This window comes from Pseudomonas frederiksbergensis, assembly GCF_001952935.1.
GTDB classification, from domain to species: domain Bacteria; phylum Pseudomonadota; class Gammaproteobacteria; order Pseudomonadales; family Pseudomonadaceae; genus Aquipseudomonas; species Aquipseudomonas frederiksbergensis.
In genome coordinates this window covers 4560283-4577104 of record NZ_CP018319.1, presented here as the reverse complement: position 1 = coordinate 4577104, position 16822 = coordinate 4560283, and the positions used below count along the sequence as shown (strand labels likewise).

The 16822-nt window shown below is 58.3% G+C and carries 14 protein-coding genes and 1 tRNA gene; 6 read left to right on the top strand and 9 right to left on the bottom strand.

Annotation, left to right across the window (positions count from 1 at the left end):
• The first annotated feature begins 320 nt into the window (after positions 1 to 320).
• A complete protein-coding gene (locus PFAS1_RS21265) occupies positions 321 to 1517 on the top strand; it encodes an amino acid aminotransferase (RefSeq protein WP_076030413.1) in 1197 nt (398 codons plus the stop codon).
• A 233-nt stretch (positions 1518 to 1750) separates the two neighbouring features.
• Positions 1751 to 1951 carry a hypothetical protein gene (locus PFAS1_RS21260; protein ID WP_008151298.1) on the top strand — a complete coding sequence of 67 codons (201 nt, stop codon included), beginning with the start codon at positions 1751 to 1753 and terminating at the stop codon, positions 1949 to 1951.
• Here PFAS1_RS21260 and PFAS1_RS21255 read toward each other — a convergent pair.
• Positions 1948 to 2178, bottom strand: coding sequence for a hypothetical protein (locus PFAS1_RS21255; RefSeq protein ID WP_008007186.1), 231 nt, complete (start codon positions 2176 to 2178; stop codon positions 1948 to 1950). The two genes, PFAS1_RS21260 and PFAS1_RS21255, sit on opposite strands and share 4 nt — an antisense overlap.
• A gap of 227 nt (positions 2179 to 2405) precedes the next feature.
• On the opposite strand from PFAS1_RS21255, the gene PFAS1_RS21250 reads away from it, so the two are divergent.
• Positions 2406 to 2481, top strand: a tRNA-Asn gene (locus tag PFAS1_RS21250).
• 121 nt (positions 2482 to 2602) lie between these two features.
• Here PFAS1_RS21250 and PFAS1_RS21245 read toward each other — a convergent pair.
• On the bottom strand, positions 2603 to 4120 hold the full coding sequence (locus PFAS1_RS21245; RefSeq protein WP_076030412.1) for a nucleobase:cation symporter-2 family protein: 1518 nt from the start codon (positions 4118 to 4120) through the stop codon (positions 2603 to 2605).
• A gap of 239 nt (positions 4121 to 4359) precedes the next feature.
• Here PFAS1_RS21245 and PFAS1_RS21240 point away from each other — a divergent pair, with 239 nt between their 5' ends.
• On the top strand, positions 4360 to 4845 hold the full coding sequence (locus tag PFAS1_RS21240) for a hypothetical protein (RefSeq protein WP_076030411.1): 486 nt from the start codon (positions 4360 to 4362) through the stop codon (positions 4843 to 4845).
• Positions 4846 to 4848: 3 nt separating this feature from the next.
• On the opposite strand, the gene PFAS1_RS21235 is transcribed toward PFAS1_RS21240, so the two are convergent.
• The 3 genes from PFAS1_RS21235 to PFAS1_RS21225 form a co-directional block, all read right to left on the bottom strand.
• On the bottom strand, positions 4849 to 5676 hold the full coding sequence (locus PFAS1_RS21235; protein WP_076030410.1) for an arylamine N-acetyltransferase family protein: 828 nt from the start codon (positions 5674 to 5676) through the stop codon (positions 4849 to 4851).
• A 109-nt stretch (positions 5677 to 5785) separates the two neighbouring features.
• Entirely contained in the window at positions 5786 to 6580 is a 795-nt protein-coding gene (xth, locus tag PFAS1_RS21230; protein WP_076030409.1) for an exodeoxyribonuclease III, read from the bottom strand.
• A gap of 98 nt (positions 6581 to 6678) precedes the next feature.
• Positions 6679 to 9249 carry a bifunctional diguanylate cyclase/phosphodiesterase gene (locus tag PFAS1_RS21225; protein WP_076030408.1) on the bottom strand — a complete coding sequence of 857 codons (2571 nt, stop codon included), beginning with the start codon at positions 9247 to 9249 and terminating at the stop codon, positions 6679 to 6681.
• Between the two features lie 282 nt (positions 9250 to 9531).
• On the opposite strand from PFAS1_RS21225, the gene PFAS1_RS29970 reads away from it, so the two are divergent.
• Positions 9532 to 9870: a hypothetical protein gene (locus tag PFAS1_RS29970; protein WP_076031564.1), complete on the top strand. Its 339-nt coding sequence runs from the start codon at positions 9532 to 9534 to the stop codon at positions 9868 to 9870.
• Between the two features lie 32 nt (positions 9871 to 9902).
• On the opposite strand, the gene PFAS1_RS21215 is transcribed toward PFAS1_RS29970, so the two are convergent.
• The 4 genes from PFAS1_RS21215 to PFAS1_RS21200 form a co-directional block, all read right to left on the bottom strand.
• Entirely contained in the window at positions 9903 to 11309 is a 1407-nt protein-coding gene (locus PFAS1_RS21215; protein WP_076030407.1) for a DUF1254 domain-containing protein, read from the bottom strand.
• A 142-nt stretch (positions 11310 to 11451) separates the two neighbouring features.
• Positions 11452 to 13023, bottom strand: coding sequence for a sensor domain-containing diguanylate cyclase (locus PFAS1_RS21210; protein WP_076030406.1), 1572 nt, complete (start codon positions 13021 to 13023; stop codon positions 11452 to 11454).
• A gap of 234 nt (positions 13024 to 13257) precedes the next feature.
• Entirely contained in the window at positions 13258 to 14049 is a 792-nt protein-coding gene (locus PFAS1_RS21205; protein WP_076030405.1) for a lipopolysaccharide biosynthesis protein, read from the bottom strand.
• A 205-nt stretch (positions 14050 to 14254) separates the two neighbouring features.
• Positions 14255 to 16003 carry a L,D-transpeptidase family protein gene (locus tag PFAS1_RS21200; protein ID WP_076030404.1) on the bottom strand — a complete coding sequence of 583 codons (1749 nt, stop codon included), beginning with the start codon at positions 16001 to 16003 and terminating at the stop codon, positions 14255 to 14257.
• 81 nt (positions 16004 to 16084) lie between these two features.
• On the opposite strand from PFAS1_RS21200, the gene PFAS1_RS21195 reads away from it, so the two are divergent.
• On the top strand, positions 16085 to 16789 hold the full coding sequence (locus PFAS1_RS21195; protein ID WP_076030403.1) for a murein L,D-transpeptidase catalytic domain family protein: 705 nt from the start codon (positions 16085 to 16087) through the stop codon (positions 16787 to 16789).
• Positions 16790 to 16822 lie beyond the last annotated feature (33 nt).

Below are 16822 nucleotides of genomic sequence, written 5' to 3'. Positions count from 1 at the left end.
CGCGCCTGTCCGGGTGAGCCGGGCAGCAACGGAAAGACCGCAAACGACCGATGTCGCCCGAGGAAAAAACTGGATTGTGCTCAATGTGGAGCCGATTGCCCTCGCTTTCAAGGCAATCGTCCTACATCAGGTAAAACCTTTGACGGTGCCAATCGACTAACGGTCGAGAAATAATCGGAAAAACTTACCGCAAAAGCCGAATCGTCTGTCGCCATTAATCGCAGATGGCCTCTATACTAGCTCCCCGTTTGTGCACCGCTCTAGTGCATTCGGCTGGAGCGCGACACGTCCCTCCATTTTCCATTCAGAGCCGCCGCAAAATGAGCCTGTTCTCCGCTGTCGAAATGGCACCACGCGATCCAATCCTGGGCCTCAACGAAGCATTCAACGCCGATACCCGTACCAACAAGGTCAACCTGGGGGTCGGTGTTTACTGCAACGAGGAGGGGCGAATTCCACTCCTGTGCGCCGTTGTCGAAGCCGAGACGATTCGCGTCGCTCAACACGCATCCCGTGGCTACCTGCCAATCGACGGTATTGCCGCCTATGACCAGGCCGTGCAAAAACTGCTGTTCGGCAATGACTCGCCGCTGATCGCCGCTGGCCGCGTCATCACCACCCAGGCCGTTGGCGGTACTGGCGCCCTGAAAATCGGTGCCGACTTCCTCAAGCAACTGCTGCCGAACGCCGTCGTGGCGATCAGCGACCCGAGCTGGGAAAACCATCGCGCGCTGTTCGAAACGGCCGGTTTCCCGGTGCAGAACTATCGCTACTACGACGCCGCGACCCACGACGTGAACCGTGCTGGCTTGCTGGAAGACTTGAACGCCCTGCCGTCCGGTTCCATCGTCGTCCTGCACGCTTGCTGCCATAACCCGACCGGTGTGGACCTGAGCCCGGCGGACTGGAACAACGTGCTGGAAGTCGTCAAAGCGAAAGGTCACGTACCGTTCCTCGACATGGCCTACCAGGGCTTTGGCGATGGCATCGACGAAGACGCCGCTGCCGTGCGCCTGTTCGCTGAATCGGGCCTGACCTTCTTCGTCTCCAGCTCCTTCTCCAAATCGTTCTCGCTGTACGGCGAGCGCGTGGGCGCCCTGTCGATCGTCAGCGAATCGAAAGAAGAAAGCGCGCGCGTGCTGTCGCAAGTCAAACGCGTGATCCGCACCAACTACTCCAACCCGCCGACCCACGGTGCAAGCATCGTCGCCGCTGTACTGAACAGCCCGGAACTGCGTGCCCAGTGGGAAGAAGAACTGGCTGAAATGCGTCTGCGGATTCGCGGCATGCGCATCCAGATGGTCGACCTGCTGGCGAAAAACGCGCCACAACGCGACTTCAGCTTCGTCGGCCGTCAGCGCGGCATGTTCTCCTACTCCGGTCTGACGGTTGAGCAAGTGACCCGCCTGCGCAGCGAGTTCGGCATCTACGCCCTGGACACCGGCCGCATCTGCGTGGCCGCGCTGAACCAGAGCAACATCGACGTCGTGACCAAGGCCATCGTTGCGGTGATCTGAATCGCCCAGTGATACGAAAAACGGGAAGCCACATGGCTTCCCGTTTTTATTGGCCGCAGATAAATCTCAAAGCAGCAGCTGCGCCCTTTAAACTCCACACAAATTAAATGTGGGAGTGAGCCTGCTCGCGATAGCGGTCTTTCTGTCATATAGATACAAGATGTGCCGCCGCCATCGCGAGCAGGCTCGCCCCCACAGGTTTTATGTACACCCGAGAATTCTTGAGAACCCACATGAAAAACGATGACCTACGCGCCGACCGCGATGAGCTGGACCACTTCGTGCCTCGCACCCCAGCCAAACGCGGTAACAACCTGGTGATGCAAGTCGCTGCCGGCGTGTTTCTCGGCGGCCTGGCCTTGTGGCTGGTGCAACTGGCCGCAACCATGCTGTACGCCAAACTGATGCTCGCCACCGTCACCTTCGGCGGTTAAGCCAGTTCGGTTGCCCGCTGGCTGGCAGCGTCGTCATAGGCGACGTAGAGCGATTCAGCGACCTGGCTTTTGATGGCCTTGGTGCTTTCCAGGCCCAGGACAAACCCTTCGGCCTTGCCACCGGCACGGTTCAATTCATCAGCGGTGCTGGCCTGAGTGATTGCGTCGAACAGTTTTTCGGCGTGCGGGCCGACGCCTTTGGGCAGGCTGATCTGAGCGATGCTCATGCGAACACCCCGTTGTGGCGAGGTGTGGTGGCTGGGTAATTCATGGCGCGTACCTTTTCGGCGAATGGCCGGCAGCGCGTGTAACCACTTCCGGGTCGCCATGGTAGACCTCTGAGGCGGTTCTGGTAACCGCCCGCGGTCGATAAACCACCGCCCGTCCCCATGAACCCGTCAAATTGCCAACAGGTGCTTGACTTCTCTTTTTGAATCAGTAACATACACGCCATTCCGCGATAGCTCAGTTGGTAGAGCAAGTGACTGTTAATCACTGGGTCCCTGGTTCGAGTCCAGGTCGTGGAGCCAGACAGAAAAATCGAAAAGCCCCTGAATCGAAAGGTTCGGGGGCTTTTTTGTGGCTGACGGAAAAGCAAAAAAAACCGATCTGTCTCTTCAACAGATCGGCCTTTTTCAGCGAGTGCCGGCGTCAAACATGCTCACTGCTTTTTGCATGCATCGCCCGCGGCTCTGCATGCTCATGGTCCGTCTCCACCACCGGAATCTCATTCCCGTCGCAATCACGCAGTTTTCCTTCGCTGAAATAATCCCCTTCGCGCAACGCTGCCAGATCCTGATAACGCAGGACGCGCTCAGTGCCCGCCGCGAACACCGACTGCTGATCGGAGTTACCGGCAGTGAGGTGGTTGAAGGTCAGGTTCAGCACGATGGCCATGATCGCCGACGAGCTGATGCCCGAGTGGAAGATCGTGGCGAACCAGCTTGGGAAGTGGTCGTAGAAAGTCGGTGCGGCGATGGGGATCATGCCAAAGCCGATGGAGGTGGCAACGATGATCAGGTTGACGTTGTTGCGGTAGTCGACCTTGGACAGCGTACGAATACCGCTGGCGGCCACGGTGCCGAACAGCACGATACCGGCGCCGCCAAGGACAGAAGTCGGTACGGCGGCGATGACGCGGCCCATAAACGGCAGCAAGCCGAGGATCACCAGAAACAAACCGCCGGTAGCCACCACGAAGCGGCTCTTGATCCCGGTCACTGCCACCAGTCCGACGTTCTGGGCGAAGGCACTTTGAGTGAAGGAACCGAAGATCGGCGCGAACATGCTCGACAGCATGTCGGCACGCAGACCGTTGCCCAGGCGTTTGGAGTCGACTTTGGTGCCGATGATTTCACCCACCGCCAGAATGTCGGCCGAGGTCTCCACCAGCGTCACCATCACCACGATGCACATCGACAGGATCGCGGCGAAGTGGAAGGTCGGCATGCCAAAGTGGAACGGCGTCGGGAAGCCAAACATCGGGCCTTGAGTGACGGACGAGAAGTCAGCCATGCCAAGGAACACCGCAATCACCGTACCGATGACCATCGCCAGCAGGATCGACAAGCGGGAGATGGTCGCGCTGCCGATCTTGCTCAACAGCAGCACCAACACCAGCGTCACCGCCGCCAGACCGATGTTCGCCATGCTGCCGAAGTCCGGGGCATGGCTGTTGCCACCCATGGCCCAGCGTGCGGCCACCGGCATCAGCGTCAGGCCGATGGTGGTGATCACAATGCCGGTGACCAGCGGCGGGAAAAACTTGGTGATTCGCGAGAACACCGGCGTGATCAGCAAGCCGATCAACGACGCGGCAATCACCGCCCCGAGAATCGATTGAAACCCGCCTTCCCCGCCACTGCTGACAATTGCCACCATCGTCGCGACGCCAGAGAACGACACGCCCTGTACCAGCGGCAATTGGCAACCGAAAAACGGTAAACCCAGCGTTTGCAGTAATGTCGCCAAGCCCCCCGCAAACAGTGAAGCAGCAATCAACAAACCGATGTCCGCCGGCGAGAGCCCGGCTGCCTGGCCGATGATCAAAGGCACCGCGACGATGCCGCCGTACATGGTCAGAACGTGTTGCAGGCCGTAAGCCATATTCGCGCCGATCCCGAGATTTTCGTCCTCGGGCCGTTGGTGTGAAACATGGGGCGTTTTCATGGTTGGGGGGTTCCCTGGTTTTTGTTATGCGCACACTGTATGCAAGACTCAGGACAAATGTCTATAGAGTTGTATACAACTAATCAGTCAGATTATGGACAGATGGCCATTCCAAGCCCGCGAGACTCATTGTCGGCAAGCCCCTTGAAGCCAAAACCTCCCGACAACATGACGCAAGGCAAGACGTGCACTACCTTGATAGGGGTACGCTCTTTTTGAGACCACGATAGGAAATCGATATGAGTAAGGCTGACCAACTCGCTGCGAAACTGAAGCAAACCCAGCAGTCCAGTGCCGACGCGACACACTGCGCCGACCAGCAGATCGACAGTTGGCCTGCACAGGTTTACGAGCTGTACCACCTCGTCGAAGCCTGGCTGGCGCCGCTCAGCGAAGCGGGCCTGAACATTCGGCGAGTGCCCACGCACGTCTTCGAGCGTCATCCCGACGGTGAGACCTATGACTACGCGATCGACCAGTTACTGATTGAAGGCAATCACCACTGCATCACTTTCGACCCTGTCGCTCGTTTCACCGAGGATGGTGCCGGGCGGATCGAAATCCACACTCAAGGAAAAGCACTCTCGATGCTGCGAACCGTGAGCGAACACGGCGAGACACAGTGGTGGCTGCAGGCGATCGATCAATCCGGGCAACAACCGGATGCGATCGCCATGACCGAAGACACCCTGCTGTCGGTGGTGCAGGAGGGGCTTGAGCTGTGAGGTTCAGGGCTGTTGAATCAGCCCTTCAATAACCCGACGCAACGCCACTTCCCGCGGCACCCGAATGTCGAATTCGTTGCGCAACAAATCCATCAATTCGTCCACATCAGCCACTTGCCGTCGTTCAGTCTCACGGCCGATCCGATGAATCGCAAAACTGCCGTTGTTCAGGGTGCGGCGCCACCCTTCGCCGGTGCGCGCCACCATCAGTTGCCTGGCGAACGGCGATTCCGGATGGGTCGAGACATACCAGTTGCCAACGGCGTAATCGATGTCTTCCTGGCGCTGCAAATCGAAAATGTACATCGCCCGCCATTCTCCGGCGACGTTGGCGCGCAGGGTGTAGCCATCCTCGTGCTGCTCGATGCGATACGGTTCGTGAGGTGTGAACTGTTCAACCACGGTATCGAGCATCAGCGGTGCGGTGGGCACCATGCCGCCGAAGCCAACGTCGGTGATGTAGCGCACGCCGTCCAGGGTGACCAGGCTCAAGCGGTGTGTGCGGGCGGTCCATGCGCCTTCGGGTTGGCCCATGACCACTCGGCCGGAGAAACCGCGAGCATCGAAGCCCAGTGCCTGGAGCAAGGCCAGGAACAGATTGTTGAGTTCGTAGCAGTAACCGCCGCGACCGTCGTGCAGGACCTTTTGCTCGATAGACGGCAGGTCAATGAGCACCGGCTGGCCCGACAACGTGCTGAGGTTTTCGAACGGAAAGGCGCCAGTGTGGCGCAGTTGAAGTTGGTGCAGGGTTTCCAGGGTCGGCGCCGGAGGCGCGTCGAAGCCCAGGCGCTGCAGGTACAACGCAAGATTCGTCAGCTGTGGCTCGCTCATTGCTCAGTCCTTATGCAGGGGCCGGATTTCTCCACCGATGGGCGCCATGTATAAGGGAAAAAGCGGTTCGACCGACAATTGATTTAGCCAATCGCCACACACTTCAAACTCAACGCCGCTTACGCGGACTCAATCGAATCCACGCCGGCGCGTGATCACTCGCGTGGGGCTCGTTGCGAACCCAGGCATCCACTCCGCCCTCCTGCAAATAAGGGCTCAGCACCGGATTAAGCAACAGATGATCGATGCGCAGCCCCGAGTTTTTTTGCCAGTGCTGGCGAAAATAATCCCAGAAGGTATAGAGCCGATCCTGCGGATACAGATGGCGCAAGGAATCGGTCCAGCCCTGGGCCAGCAGGCGCTGATAACACTCGCGGCTTTCAGGTTGCAGCAACGCATCCTTCAGCCAGGATCGCGGGTTGTAAATGTCGAGGTCGGTGGGCACCACGTTGTAGTCACCGGCCAGGACCACAGGATGCTCGCTGGCCTGAAGCGTCTGCGCGTAGTGGATCAGCCGTTCGAACCACGCCAGCTTGTAATCGAACTTCGGCCCCGGCTGCGGATTGCCGTTGGGCAGGTACAGACAGCCCACCAGAATCCCGTGCACGGCGGCCTCCAGATACCGGCTATGGGTGTCGCTGTCATCGCCTGGCAGGCCTCGACGTCTCTCCAGCGGCTGCGCGTCCCGCGCCAGAATTGCCACGCCGTTCCACGACGACTGTCCTTGCCAGAGCGCGCCATAACCCGCGGCCTCAAGCTCGGCGACGGGAAATGCACTGTCGACTGACTTGAGCTCCTGCAAACAGGCGATGTCTGGTTGCTCTCGCTCAAGCCAGGCCAGCAAGTTCGGCAGTCGGGCGCGCATGCCGTTGACGTTGAATGTCGCGATTTTCAGGTTCTTCATGGGCCAACGCTCGCAACGCAGGGTCGATATCCAGTTGTGACCGGGGGGCGTGCTGGCAGTTGCCTCTCCGAGCGAGTCAGGCGACTAAAGGCGCGGCGCTACACGGGAAACTCGTCATGCGACGCCTTGAGCAATGGCAGTAACGCCTGCTTTTCCATAGGCCGACTCAAGTAGAAACCCTGCACCTCGTTGCACTGGTCCGAGACCAGGAAGTCCAGTTGCTCGAGGGTCTCGACGCCCTCTGCGGTCACGGTCAGGCCCATGGCTTTGCCAAGGTTGATGATCGCCTGCACCACGGCGCGGTCATTGCCGCCGCCGCTCATGGACGAGATGAAACGCTTGTCGATCTTGATCCCGTCGAACGGGTACGTGCGCAGGTAACCCAGGGACGAATAGCCGGTACCGAAGTCGTCCATGTTCAACCGCACGCCCAGCTCCTTGAGCGCATTCATGGTCGTCAACGCGCCCTCCACATCGATGAGCATCACGTTTTCGGTGATCTCCAGCTCCAGGCGACTGGCCGGCAAACGGCTCTGGATCAATGCCTCCCTGACGTCCTCCACCACATCGCTGCGGGCAAATTGAACAGGCGACAAATTGACCGACACCATCAACGCACCGGGCCAGGTCAGGGCCGTTTCACAGGCTTCGCGCAACACCCAGCGCCCCAAAGGCACGATCAGGTCAGTCTGCTCGGCCAAAGGAATAAACTCGTCGGGGCTCAGCAGCCCCTGCTCCGGATGCTGCCAGCGCAGCAACGCTTCCACCGAGACCACCTGCTTGCCGTCCATGTTGTAGCGCGGCTGGTAGTGCATCAGGAACTCGTTGTTCTTGATCGCCCGGCGCAGGTCGTTTTCCAGTTGCCGACGGTGCTGGATCTGATCGTTCATGTGCGGCGCAAAGTAGCACCAGGTCCTCTTGCCGTCGGATTTAGCCTGATACAGCGCAATGTCGGCACACCGGATCAGCTCATTGGGAATGTGCCCCTGACGCCGACTCAAGGCCACACCGATGCTCGCGCCGATGTGCAGCGTGTGATGCTCGTAATGAATCGGCTGCTGCAGGCTTTCGAGCAAACGTTCGCAGAACCGGTCGATTTCGGCGTGGCTGTCCATGCCGTTGAGCACCAGCACAAACTCATCACCACCGAGCCGCGCGACCAGATCGATGTCCCGCGTGCACTCGCGCAATCGGGTGGCCACTTCCAGCAATACCGCGTCGCCGGCCGGGTGACCGAGGGAATCGTTGATCGGCTTGAAGTTATCCAGATCGATCATCAGCAGCACCAGCGCTGCCGAATGCTCTTTAAGCGCCAGGGCCTCGTCGAGGAAACGCGCCAGTTTGTTGCGATTCGGCAGCCCCGTCAGGGCATCGTGCAACGACAGATGCTGGATCTGGGCATGGGCGGCGACTTCATCGGTGATGTCGCTGGCCGTTCCGCGATAGCCCACTACCGCGCCCTTGCGATGGATCGGTCGTGCCGAAACCCGGCAGATACGCTGTTGCCCCGACTGATCGCGATAGGAGCAGCGCAAATGGCTGACGGGCTGTTCTTCATTGAGCTTATGCAGCCACAGCGACAAGGGCAGCGTGTCGCAATTGAGCAGTTGCCCGATGTCCTGCCCTATCCATTGCTGATCGGAAAAACCGGTGACGGTGGCGAAACGTCCTGACAGATAAGAGATGCAATGTTTGTCATCGATTTCCCAGATCCAGTCGGAAGCAGCCTCAGCCACTGCACGAAAACGTTCTTCACTGGCCTCCAGCGCCTGGTTCGATAAATCGAGGCTGGTGTAGCTGGCATCCACGTGCCCGGACGTGCGCAAGACATACCGGAAGAAATAAGCCGTTAACAACGCCAGCACCAACAGCGCGCCGCCCAATGGCGGCAGCAACGACCAGAGCAACTGATGACCCGGTTGCTCAAGTCGGGAAACCAGACTGTAGCCGGTGTCCGCCAGTGCCACGGCCGGGCTGCCGGGCGCGATGGCGTTATCAGGCGTCAGGTTTAAATCATGCAAACCGTAATCGGTGCTCAGGGTGCTGAGCTTGTCAGGGCTTAATTGGTCGACGAACACCAGCACCGAGGTGCTTTGGGGATCGACCGCCGGCCTTTCGTCATTGGGAACGATTGCAGCAGCCGTCAGCAATGCCGGCTTGCCCTCGAACAGCGTGAACTGGCTGATCGGGTCAATGAGGCTTTCCTGACGCTGGACTGCTTCTATCAGTGTCGCCATGGATGCCGAAAGATAGGTGGTCGCCGCCTCCTGGACTTGAAGCCCGCGCACCAAGGCGTATTTGGTTTGCTGACGATCGACCACGAAGACACCATCGTAGTGATCGATGCTGAACAGGGTTTTGCCCAGGTTCTGCTCGACGTAAGCCCATTGCACATCAACCTTGCCGTCCAAATGGTCGTAGGCGCTCGTCCAGTTTGCATAACTGGCGATGTAGTTTTTCGAGGCGGTGATGCGATTTTCCAGCGCACGCTGGGTGTAGAAAGTGGTCTTGGCCAGGTCCTGCGCATCCAGCCGTCCGGCAATGTTGAACAAGGCCAACAACGCGATCAGCACCCCCAGAACAAACAGCAGGCCGACGACAAACACCAGGTTACGGGTTATCGGCGTATGACGGGGAGCGGTGACGAGGGTAACGGCAGTCATATCCATGCACTTGATCCTGTCAAATCGATTGCCTGATCGGGATGCGACGCTCGCAATGCTTTTTTACCAACGCACTCGCCGAACGTTCACTGACCATAGCAGCCATGCTGGGCCCTGGCGCCTGGATAACGCAAGCCATTGCAGCAATTGAAGAACCGTTGACACAACCATCGCCAATCGACGGCTGCTGCCCTGTAATTGCACACCAGCCACTCGTCAACCAGCCGGCACCCACCGCCCTGCCCTTCATACCATCATCAGGTAACGACTCATCTTTGGAGGCGCATCCTGATGACCATCAAAATGACTTCGCTGTTACTCGCGGGAGTGCTGTGCGCCCTGTGCGTCGGTATTTTTGCTGCCCCAGGAGATGGCGCTGATGCGAAAGGTACCCGGTCGGGCTCATTCGGCGGCTCGACCATGGTGCCCAACAATAACCCTGGCCAACCCTCGAGCGATCAAAACACTAACCGCGGCAATAGCGGATCGGGCTCCTCGGATGGCGGAAATGGTGGCAATGCCGGGAACAGCGGCTCTGGCGCGGGAGGTGGCACGGGCGCGGCGGGCGGTGGAACGGGCGGTGCCGGCGGCGGGACGGGAAGCTGGACGCGTAAAAACAGCCGATGATCGTCGGCTGCTTTTAGGCCTGAAACGCGGAACTAGGTTGGCTTGACCGGTGGCGGATTCCACTTGCCGTTCAAAACCTCGGGCTTGGGCCCATACAAACGCATGGTCAGGTTGAAACCGCCCTTCGGTGCCGGCAGCCAATTGGCTTCAAGGTCCTTGCCGGGGTTTTCGTGCTGGAGGTAGATGTCCAGCGAACCGTCGGCATTAGTCTTGAACGGCATCCAGCTACTGACTGCAAAGCGGTTGAGCGCATTGCCGACCTGGAAACCCTCGGGGTCGTACAAGGTGATCGACCAGAAAGCGTTTACCGGTGGCGTTTCACCCTTGTCGAAATGCAGCACGTACTTGTTCGAGCCATCGAGTGGCTTGCCTTCGACATCGCCGATGTTCAGCGGATAAATCGCATCCTCGGGCAAGTTGGCACCGAGCCCGATCTGCGCAACGATCGCGCGCTTGAGGTAGTAGTTGCCATAGACGCCCATGGTGTCGGTGTTCATCGACCAGCCGTTGACCACACGAGCGAGGGTTGGAACCTTCCACGTCATCAGCGCCTGCGCGTCCTTGGGCACGGTCTGCAACGCTGCTTGGATTTCAGGGTCCAGCGCCTTCATGTCGAAGGATTTTCCGGGCTCGATACCGATACGCTTCATCTGCGCCAGGATCGGTTGATCGCTGATGTGCGCAGGATGCACCTTGAGCAATTCGGCGGCGTAGGCGAAGTAATCGGCCGCCGACATTGAGTCGACCTGGATCTTGGGCGGGGTCTTCATATCCACGGCCGGGTCAATGTTCACGCTGACCGGCTCGGCGCTTTTACCCAGTCGGGACAACGGTGTCACCGTATAGCCAGCCTGAATTTTGTGTACCGCCGCGTAGTCCGCGGCGCCGTCGGTCTTGGTGCGGCCAATGACCCAGACAAAGGGCGTGGGCGCCGGCAGATGGTTCAGACCGGCTGGCACCGTCCCGGTCCAGCCCGGCGGTGTCACCAGAAACTGCCCCGCCTGGGTGCCCGTGGTGCGCCAGCCCGGTGAGGCGAACACATCGGTCCACATGTCGAGCATCGGCAGCAAGTAAAAACGCCCGGCCGTATCGGGCGCTGCGATCACCAGCGGTTCTTCGGTCAAATCCAGCCAGGCAATGGAATACAAGGTGTCGAAGTTCGAACGCACCACCCCTTTGAAATCGGCAGGTGGATACTGCGGAACGCTGACAAACATATTCATCGGACCTTTACCGAATTCCTTGCCAGGTTCGATGTTGGTGAATTGCTTGCGGGTAATGTCCATGGTCAACAGCGGGTACAAATAAAGGTAGGCATCCACGCCGATGGCGTGTGCTTCTTCGGCTGTGACTTTCGATTGAGCCTGGCTGGCGAGCGGAAAGATGACGCTGGCTGCTACGGTTAGAGCAACGGCTGTCAATGCTTGAGTAATCAACATTCTGAGATCATCCGTGCGGTGGGAAGACCTGCCGGGATCGACAGGGTTACCGCAACTCTAGACGATCAATCGAAGGGGATCTGACAGGCAGACAGCCGGCTGGCCGCGGTGTTGCGCGGGTGAAACACCCTCGATAGACAGCTCAACGATCCGAACGCAGCAGTGCCTCGACACCGCCCTCCATCGACAGCACCGCCGAGCGGTTTCGCCCCGAATGCTTGGCTTGATACAGCGCTGCGTCCGCGCGTTCGATAAACACTTCCATGCTGTCCCGCCCCGTCGGCACAAACGAGTAACAACCCAGGCTGACCGTCACGAAGCCCGAGGGCGAACCGCTGTGGAGGATGTTCTTGTCCATGACGCTGCGGCGGATCTGCTCGGCAATCACCATCGCGCCGTGAATGTCGGTGTCGGGCAGCAATACCGCAAACTCTTCACCGCCATAGCGCACGGCCAAATCGGCCTTTCGATGGCAGCAGCTTTTCACCGCCCGCGCCACTTCAGCCAGGCAATGGTCCCCCGCCACGTGGCCATAAGTGTCGTTGTAGCGCTTGAAGTAATCGATATCGAGCATGATCAGGCTTAGCGAACTCGACTGCCGGGCGCCTCGGCTGAATTCGATGTCCAGCGCGCCCTCGAACAGCCGTCGATTGCCCAGGCCGGTCAGGCTGTCGTGGGTCGCGATCAGCTTCAGGGCTTCCTTTGCCTTGCGCAAATCCGCCTCGACCTGTTCGCCGACACGCACCTGATAAAGGAACATCCAACCGAACAGCCCTACGCCCACCACCACCAGGGCAACGATGACTGTGGAGCGAAATGCCGTGTCGTACCAATCCTTGAGAATCGCCTCCCTGGACGAGGCGGCAGACACGACCAACGGATAAGCGTCGAGCTGACGGTAGCCATGCAACCGCACAACACCATCGAGCAGCGAGCTGAACATCGCGTTCCCGGCAGGCGCGTTGGGCAGCAATTTCTCGAAGATCTCGCCCTTGGCCAGCGATGTGCCAATCAGCGACTCCACAAACGGGCGGCGCGCCAGCAGTGTTCCGTCGGTCAATGCCAAAAACATGGAACCGTTGTCATCAATGCTGAAGCTTTTGAAGGACTGATCGAAGTACGCCATCTTGATGCCAGCCAACAAGACGCCCTGGAAATTGCCATTCCTGTCGTTCACCCGTTTGGATACCGGAATGATCCATTCGCCGTTTCCTCGACTGCGAATCGCCGGCCCGATGTGCGCCAGGGAGGAGACGTTCTGCTGGTGGAACTTGAAATAATCGCGATCCCCTACACCGGCTCCGCGTGGCAGTTCGTCGAAAGAGGTAACGATCCACTGTCCCTTTTGGTCGAACAGAAATATCCCGTGCAATTGATGCAGTGCCTGCACTCGCCGGGCGAATGTTTTCTGCAAGCGTGCCTTTTGCGGTGCACCGAAACCGTCAACCTGAATCCAGTCGGACAGACTGGTCAGCACCAGGTCGGCTTGCATGAAGGTGTCTTCAGCTTGTTGCGCCATGGCCCGCGTCAGGTTTGTAGACGCCACTTGCGCCAAGGCCAGGTCATGCCGGCGCGACTGCTCCAGTTGCAGGTACAGCAAACCGCACAGGCTCAGGCACACGACTGCGATGAACAGTACCGCTGCTTTGCGCAAAGGTAACCGTTTCAACGTGACGCCGGTGGCGTTGTGCGGATCGTGAAGAGGGATAGACAAAAGCTCGTCCTGTAAGGGTAAGGCATGGGTATCACCCCAAAACCCTTATTTTTTGTGAGCTTAGTCTACGAGGGGGTGGCGGGCAAATGCCGTTTGGCTAGCCGTCGCATCGCACTGTGCAAATGCGCCCGAGCTGGCGCATTTGCCGGTATGCCCGCGGGGCCACCTCCCAGACATAATCACCCAACAAAAAAACAGGCGCCTCGCGGGCGCCCATTAAAGTACGAATAACCTTCAGATCAACTTGTCGATCTCATCCAGCGTCACTCGGGGAATGAGTTCGCCGGGAATCCGCGAGGAACTGGACAGGTTGTAGACCCGAAAATCTTCACTCACGACGTACTTCGACAAGATCTCGAACGACGGCAGGATCCGCGTATAAAAATGCTGATCGAGCAGGCATGGCGAGGCGACCGTGTCGGCCCCTTCATAAAACCGGCTTACAGACTGATTCAAATCGACGCCTACCAGAAACACCTTGGTAAACCCCACGTGATAGGCAATCTGTAACGCCAGATAAGCCACCGTACGAGCATCAAAAAAACCGCGTTTAAGGTTCTTGCTGAAACCAAGGGTTCTGTTACGGCCATTTCCGAGTTTGCGACTTCTGACCAGTTCTTTATCGGCCCTGAAAACCAGGTCCGTCCAGGAAAGCTTGGGGGCTCGGCCGAGTAAATACAGTTCGCCTTCAGGCGGGACCGTCGTATGCCAGATGTGCTCTTGCCACAGCGCCACCCGCTGGCTGATGCGCATGGCCTCTGAAAACAGTTCGGGTTGTTGCCTGGAAAAGCCTTGATCCGTACAGGCATAAAAGAAAGGCTTGATACCTGTCCCGGAGAACATGGAAATGGCGCCGTTCATTGTGATCATTGGAACGTTCGCAAACTTTTCCAGCGGAAAATCCTTGGCGGACGCCCCCGAAGCAATGATAAACACGGCACCTTTCTGGATGTTGCGGCACTCATCGAGGTCATGCCCATTAAGCATGCCTGTATTGAGTGACGGTTTGTTTTGCGCAACATCCATCTTCAATTCCCTATCCCTTCACATCAATGTTCGGCGGACTTTTTTTGCATTGTGATAGTTTTCAACGGGCGAGCCAACCTTTTGGCTTCCCCATTCCCTGAATCTGCGACGGAGCGCAAAGGTTGATGCAGAGCGCTTGCAACGTCAGTGCATCGATGACCTGCCGGTTACCTACGGATAGCACACCTCGCCTGTTTCAGGATCATTACCGGTTTTGCCCCGTCGCGACCGCGGAAGTTCCTGCTCGTCGCACATCCAGGACGGGCAGTTCCGAAGGCTGATTGAGCCCCCGCAGTACCGCGGAGTCATAGCCGTATACATCAGGTTTAAACATCACTCGACCATCACTACTCAGATCCACCGTCCAGTAAGCCAACAGCACCGGCACTTTGACGGGAAGCCTGATATTTTCGGTCTTGCCGTTAGCCAACTGGGCCCGTATTGCGGCGCTGTTCCAACGAACCGGGTCATTGAACAGTAGTTCTACCAACTGCAGTGGGTTCTCCACTCGTATGCAGCCTGAACTGGTGGCTCGGCGCGATTGCGCAAACAACTCGCGATGCGGCGTGTCGTGGAGATAAATCGAATATTCATTGGGAAACCGAATGACCACTTGCCCCAGTGAGTTATCCGGCCCCGCATCCTGTCGCAGCGTGATACCGCGTGCGTTATCCCAGTCGACGGTCGACGGATCGAGCACATTCCCCTCTCGATCAAGGGCTCTTATTCGGTTGGCGGCCAGGTAGCCGGGATCTCTTTGAATCTTCGGCAGCATGTCTTTGACGAGGATGGTCGGTGGTACGGTCCAGGTGGGGTTGAACGTTACGTAAGTGATCTCGGATTGAAACACCGGCGTACTGCGAAACGGCTTACCGACCTGAACCCGGGAACGCCATATCGCCTTCCCGTCGCGATAAAGCGCCACCTTGTAACCCGCAATATCAACGATGACAAAAGTGCCCTGAAGTTTGTACAGCAACCAGCGCGCACGCTCCATGTTCACCCGGACCTGGTCTATCCGTGCTTCTACGGGCACATTCAACGCCGCCAGTGTCGCGGCGCCCGCCACGCCGTCCGCCCCCAGGTATTGCTCGGCCTGATACTTTTTCACTGCTGCGATGACGCTGTCGTCGTAGTCAGTGCGTGGGCTCTTCGATGGGGCCAGATAACCACCCGCCACCAAGCGTGCGCGCAACTGCGCGACAGCGACGTCATCCATGCCTGGCTTGAGCGATTGGCCTTCGGCAATCTTCGGCCAGCCACCCGCGTCCCGAACCTTGCGCAGTTGCGCCAGTCCGACGCGCAGGCTGCGGTAAACCGCCTCTTGTGGCGGTGCTTCGGCGAAAGCGCGCGCCACGTCATGCGCATCGAGCGCGGCGAACAATTTATGCATGTCTCCACGGGGATCGGCGCCCACAGGGTCGAAATTCCAATGAATGTCCAGACGCGAAGGGTCAACCTTGCCGCGCCGCAATTGCAGCAGCGCCGTGACAAAGGTCCGGGTGGCCGCGATATCGAACGCCGCCCGTTGCGCCACTGTTGGCGCTGCTGCCTGCATCGACGCCCGGGCATTCGCCAACTCATCAATATGAAAGTCGGCAGGGTCCAACCCATCGGCCTGGGTCTCGCTCAGGCTTTTCAATAACTGGGTGACATCGCTGTCGTTGGCCCAGGCCGAGCGATAACCCCGATGCATGTAAAAATCCATGACCACACGACTCGGGTCCATCCGTTGATGACCACGGGAAGTGAGCAAGGGAGGAAACGATGAGCTCAATGGCTCAAGTGCCGCCTGAATCGTTTGAGCGACGTAATCGTCAGGTGCTGCGCCGTTTCTGCTGATGGCAGCAGATACCCCCTCAATCGGCGAGGTTTCTGCAATCGCTGCGCCGCTGATCAGAAAGCCCATAAAAAACATGCGGCTTATGACGAATAACCTTGTTAACTGCCCCATGGATAATCCTTAATCGCCCCGTATTCAACGGCTAGCATCCTGCACACTGCTAGACTCGAAACATTAATGTGAGATTTACATATGGCGCTAGACCGCTTTTGTTTCCTGTTCTCGGCCCTGCTGCTGACGTCAGTTTCAGTACCGGCAGCCTACGCCGATTCGCTTGAAGCCGCGCTGCTCAAAGCAGCACCTGGCGCCAACGCCAAAGTCATCGGGCTGGCCGTACGCGCGACTCAATGCAGCTTGGCCCAAGGTAAAGCGCCTGTCCAAAGACTTGCTGTCATCGACTATTCACTGCCTTCGACCGAACAACGGTTATGGGTGTTCGACCTGAAGAAACGTAAATTACTGTTCCACGAATGGGTCGCCCACGGTCGCAACAGTGGCGAGAACATGGCGGTCAAGTTTTCCAACCAGAATGAAAGCTTTGCCACCAGTCTGGGTTTATATCGCACCCAATCGAGCTACGTCGGCCAGAACGGTTATTCCTTGCGCATGGAAGGCCTGGAGCCGGGGTTCAATGACAAAGCGTTCGAGCGGGCGATCGTTATTCACGGGGCGCCCTATGTCAGTCCGGTTCTTGCCCGAACCAATGGCCGGATTGGTAGAAGCCTGGGGTGTCCGGCGGTGCGGCCAGCAATTGCGCATAAGTTGATTGATTCAATGAAAGATGGGCAGTTGTTGTTTTCTTACTATCCGGATCAGCGCTGGTTGAAGTCGTCTTCGTATATCAATTGCGGGGGCGGCACCGTGGCCACAACATCAACGCCCGGTACACGCCAATAAACACGGCATGAAACTGTCAAAAATGTAATCTGC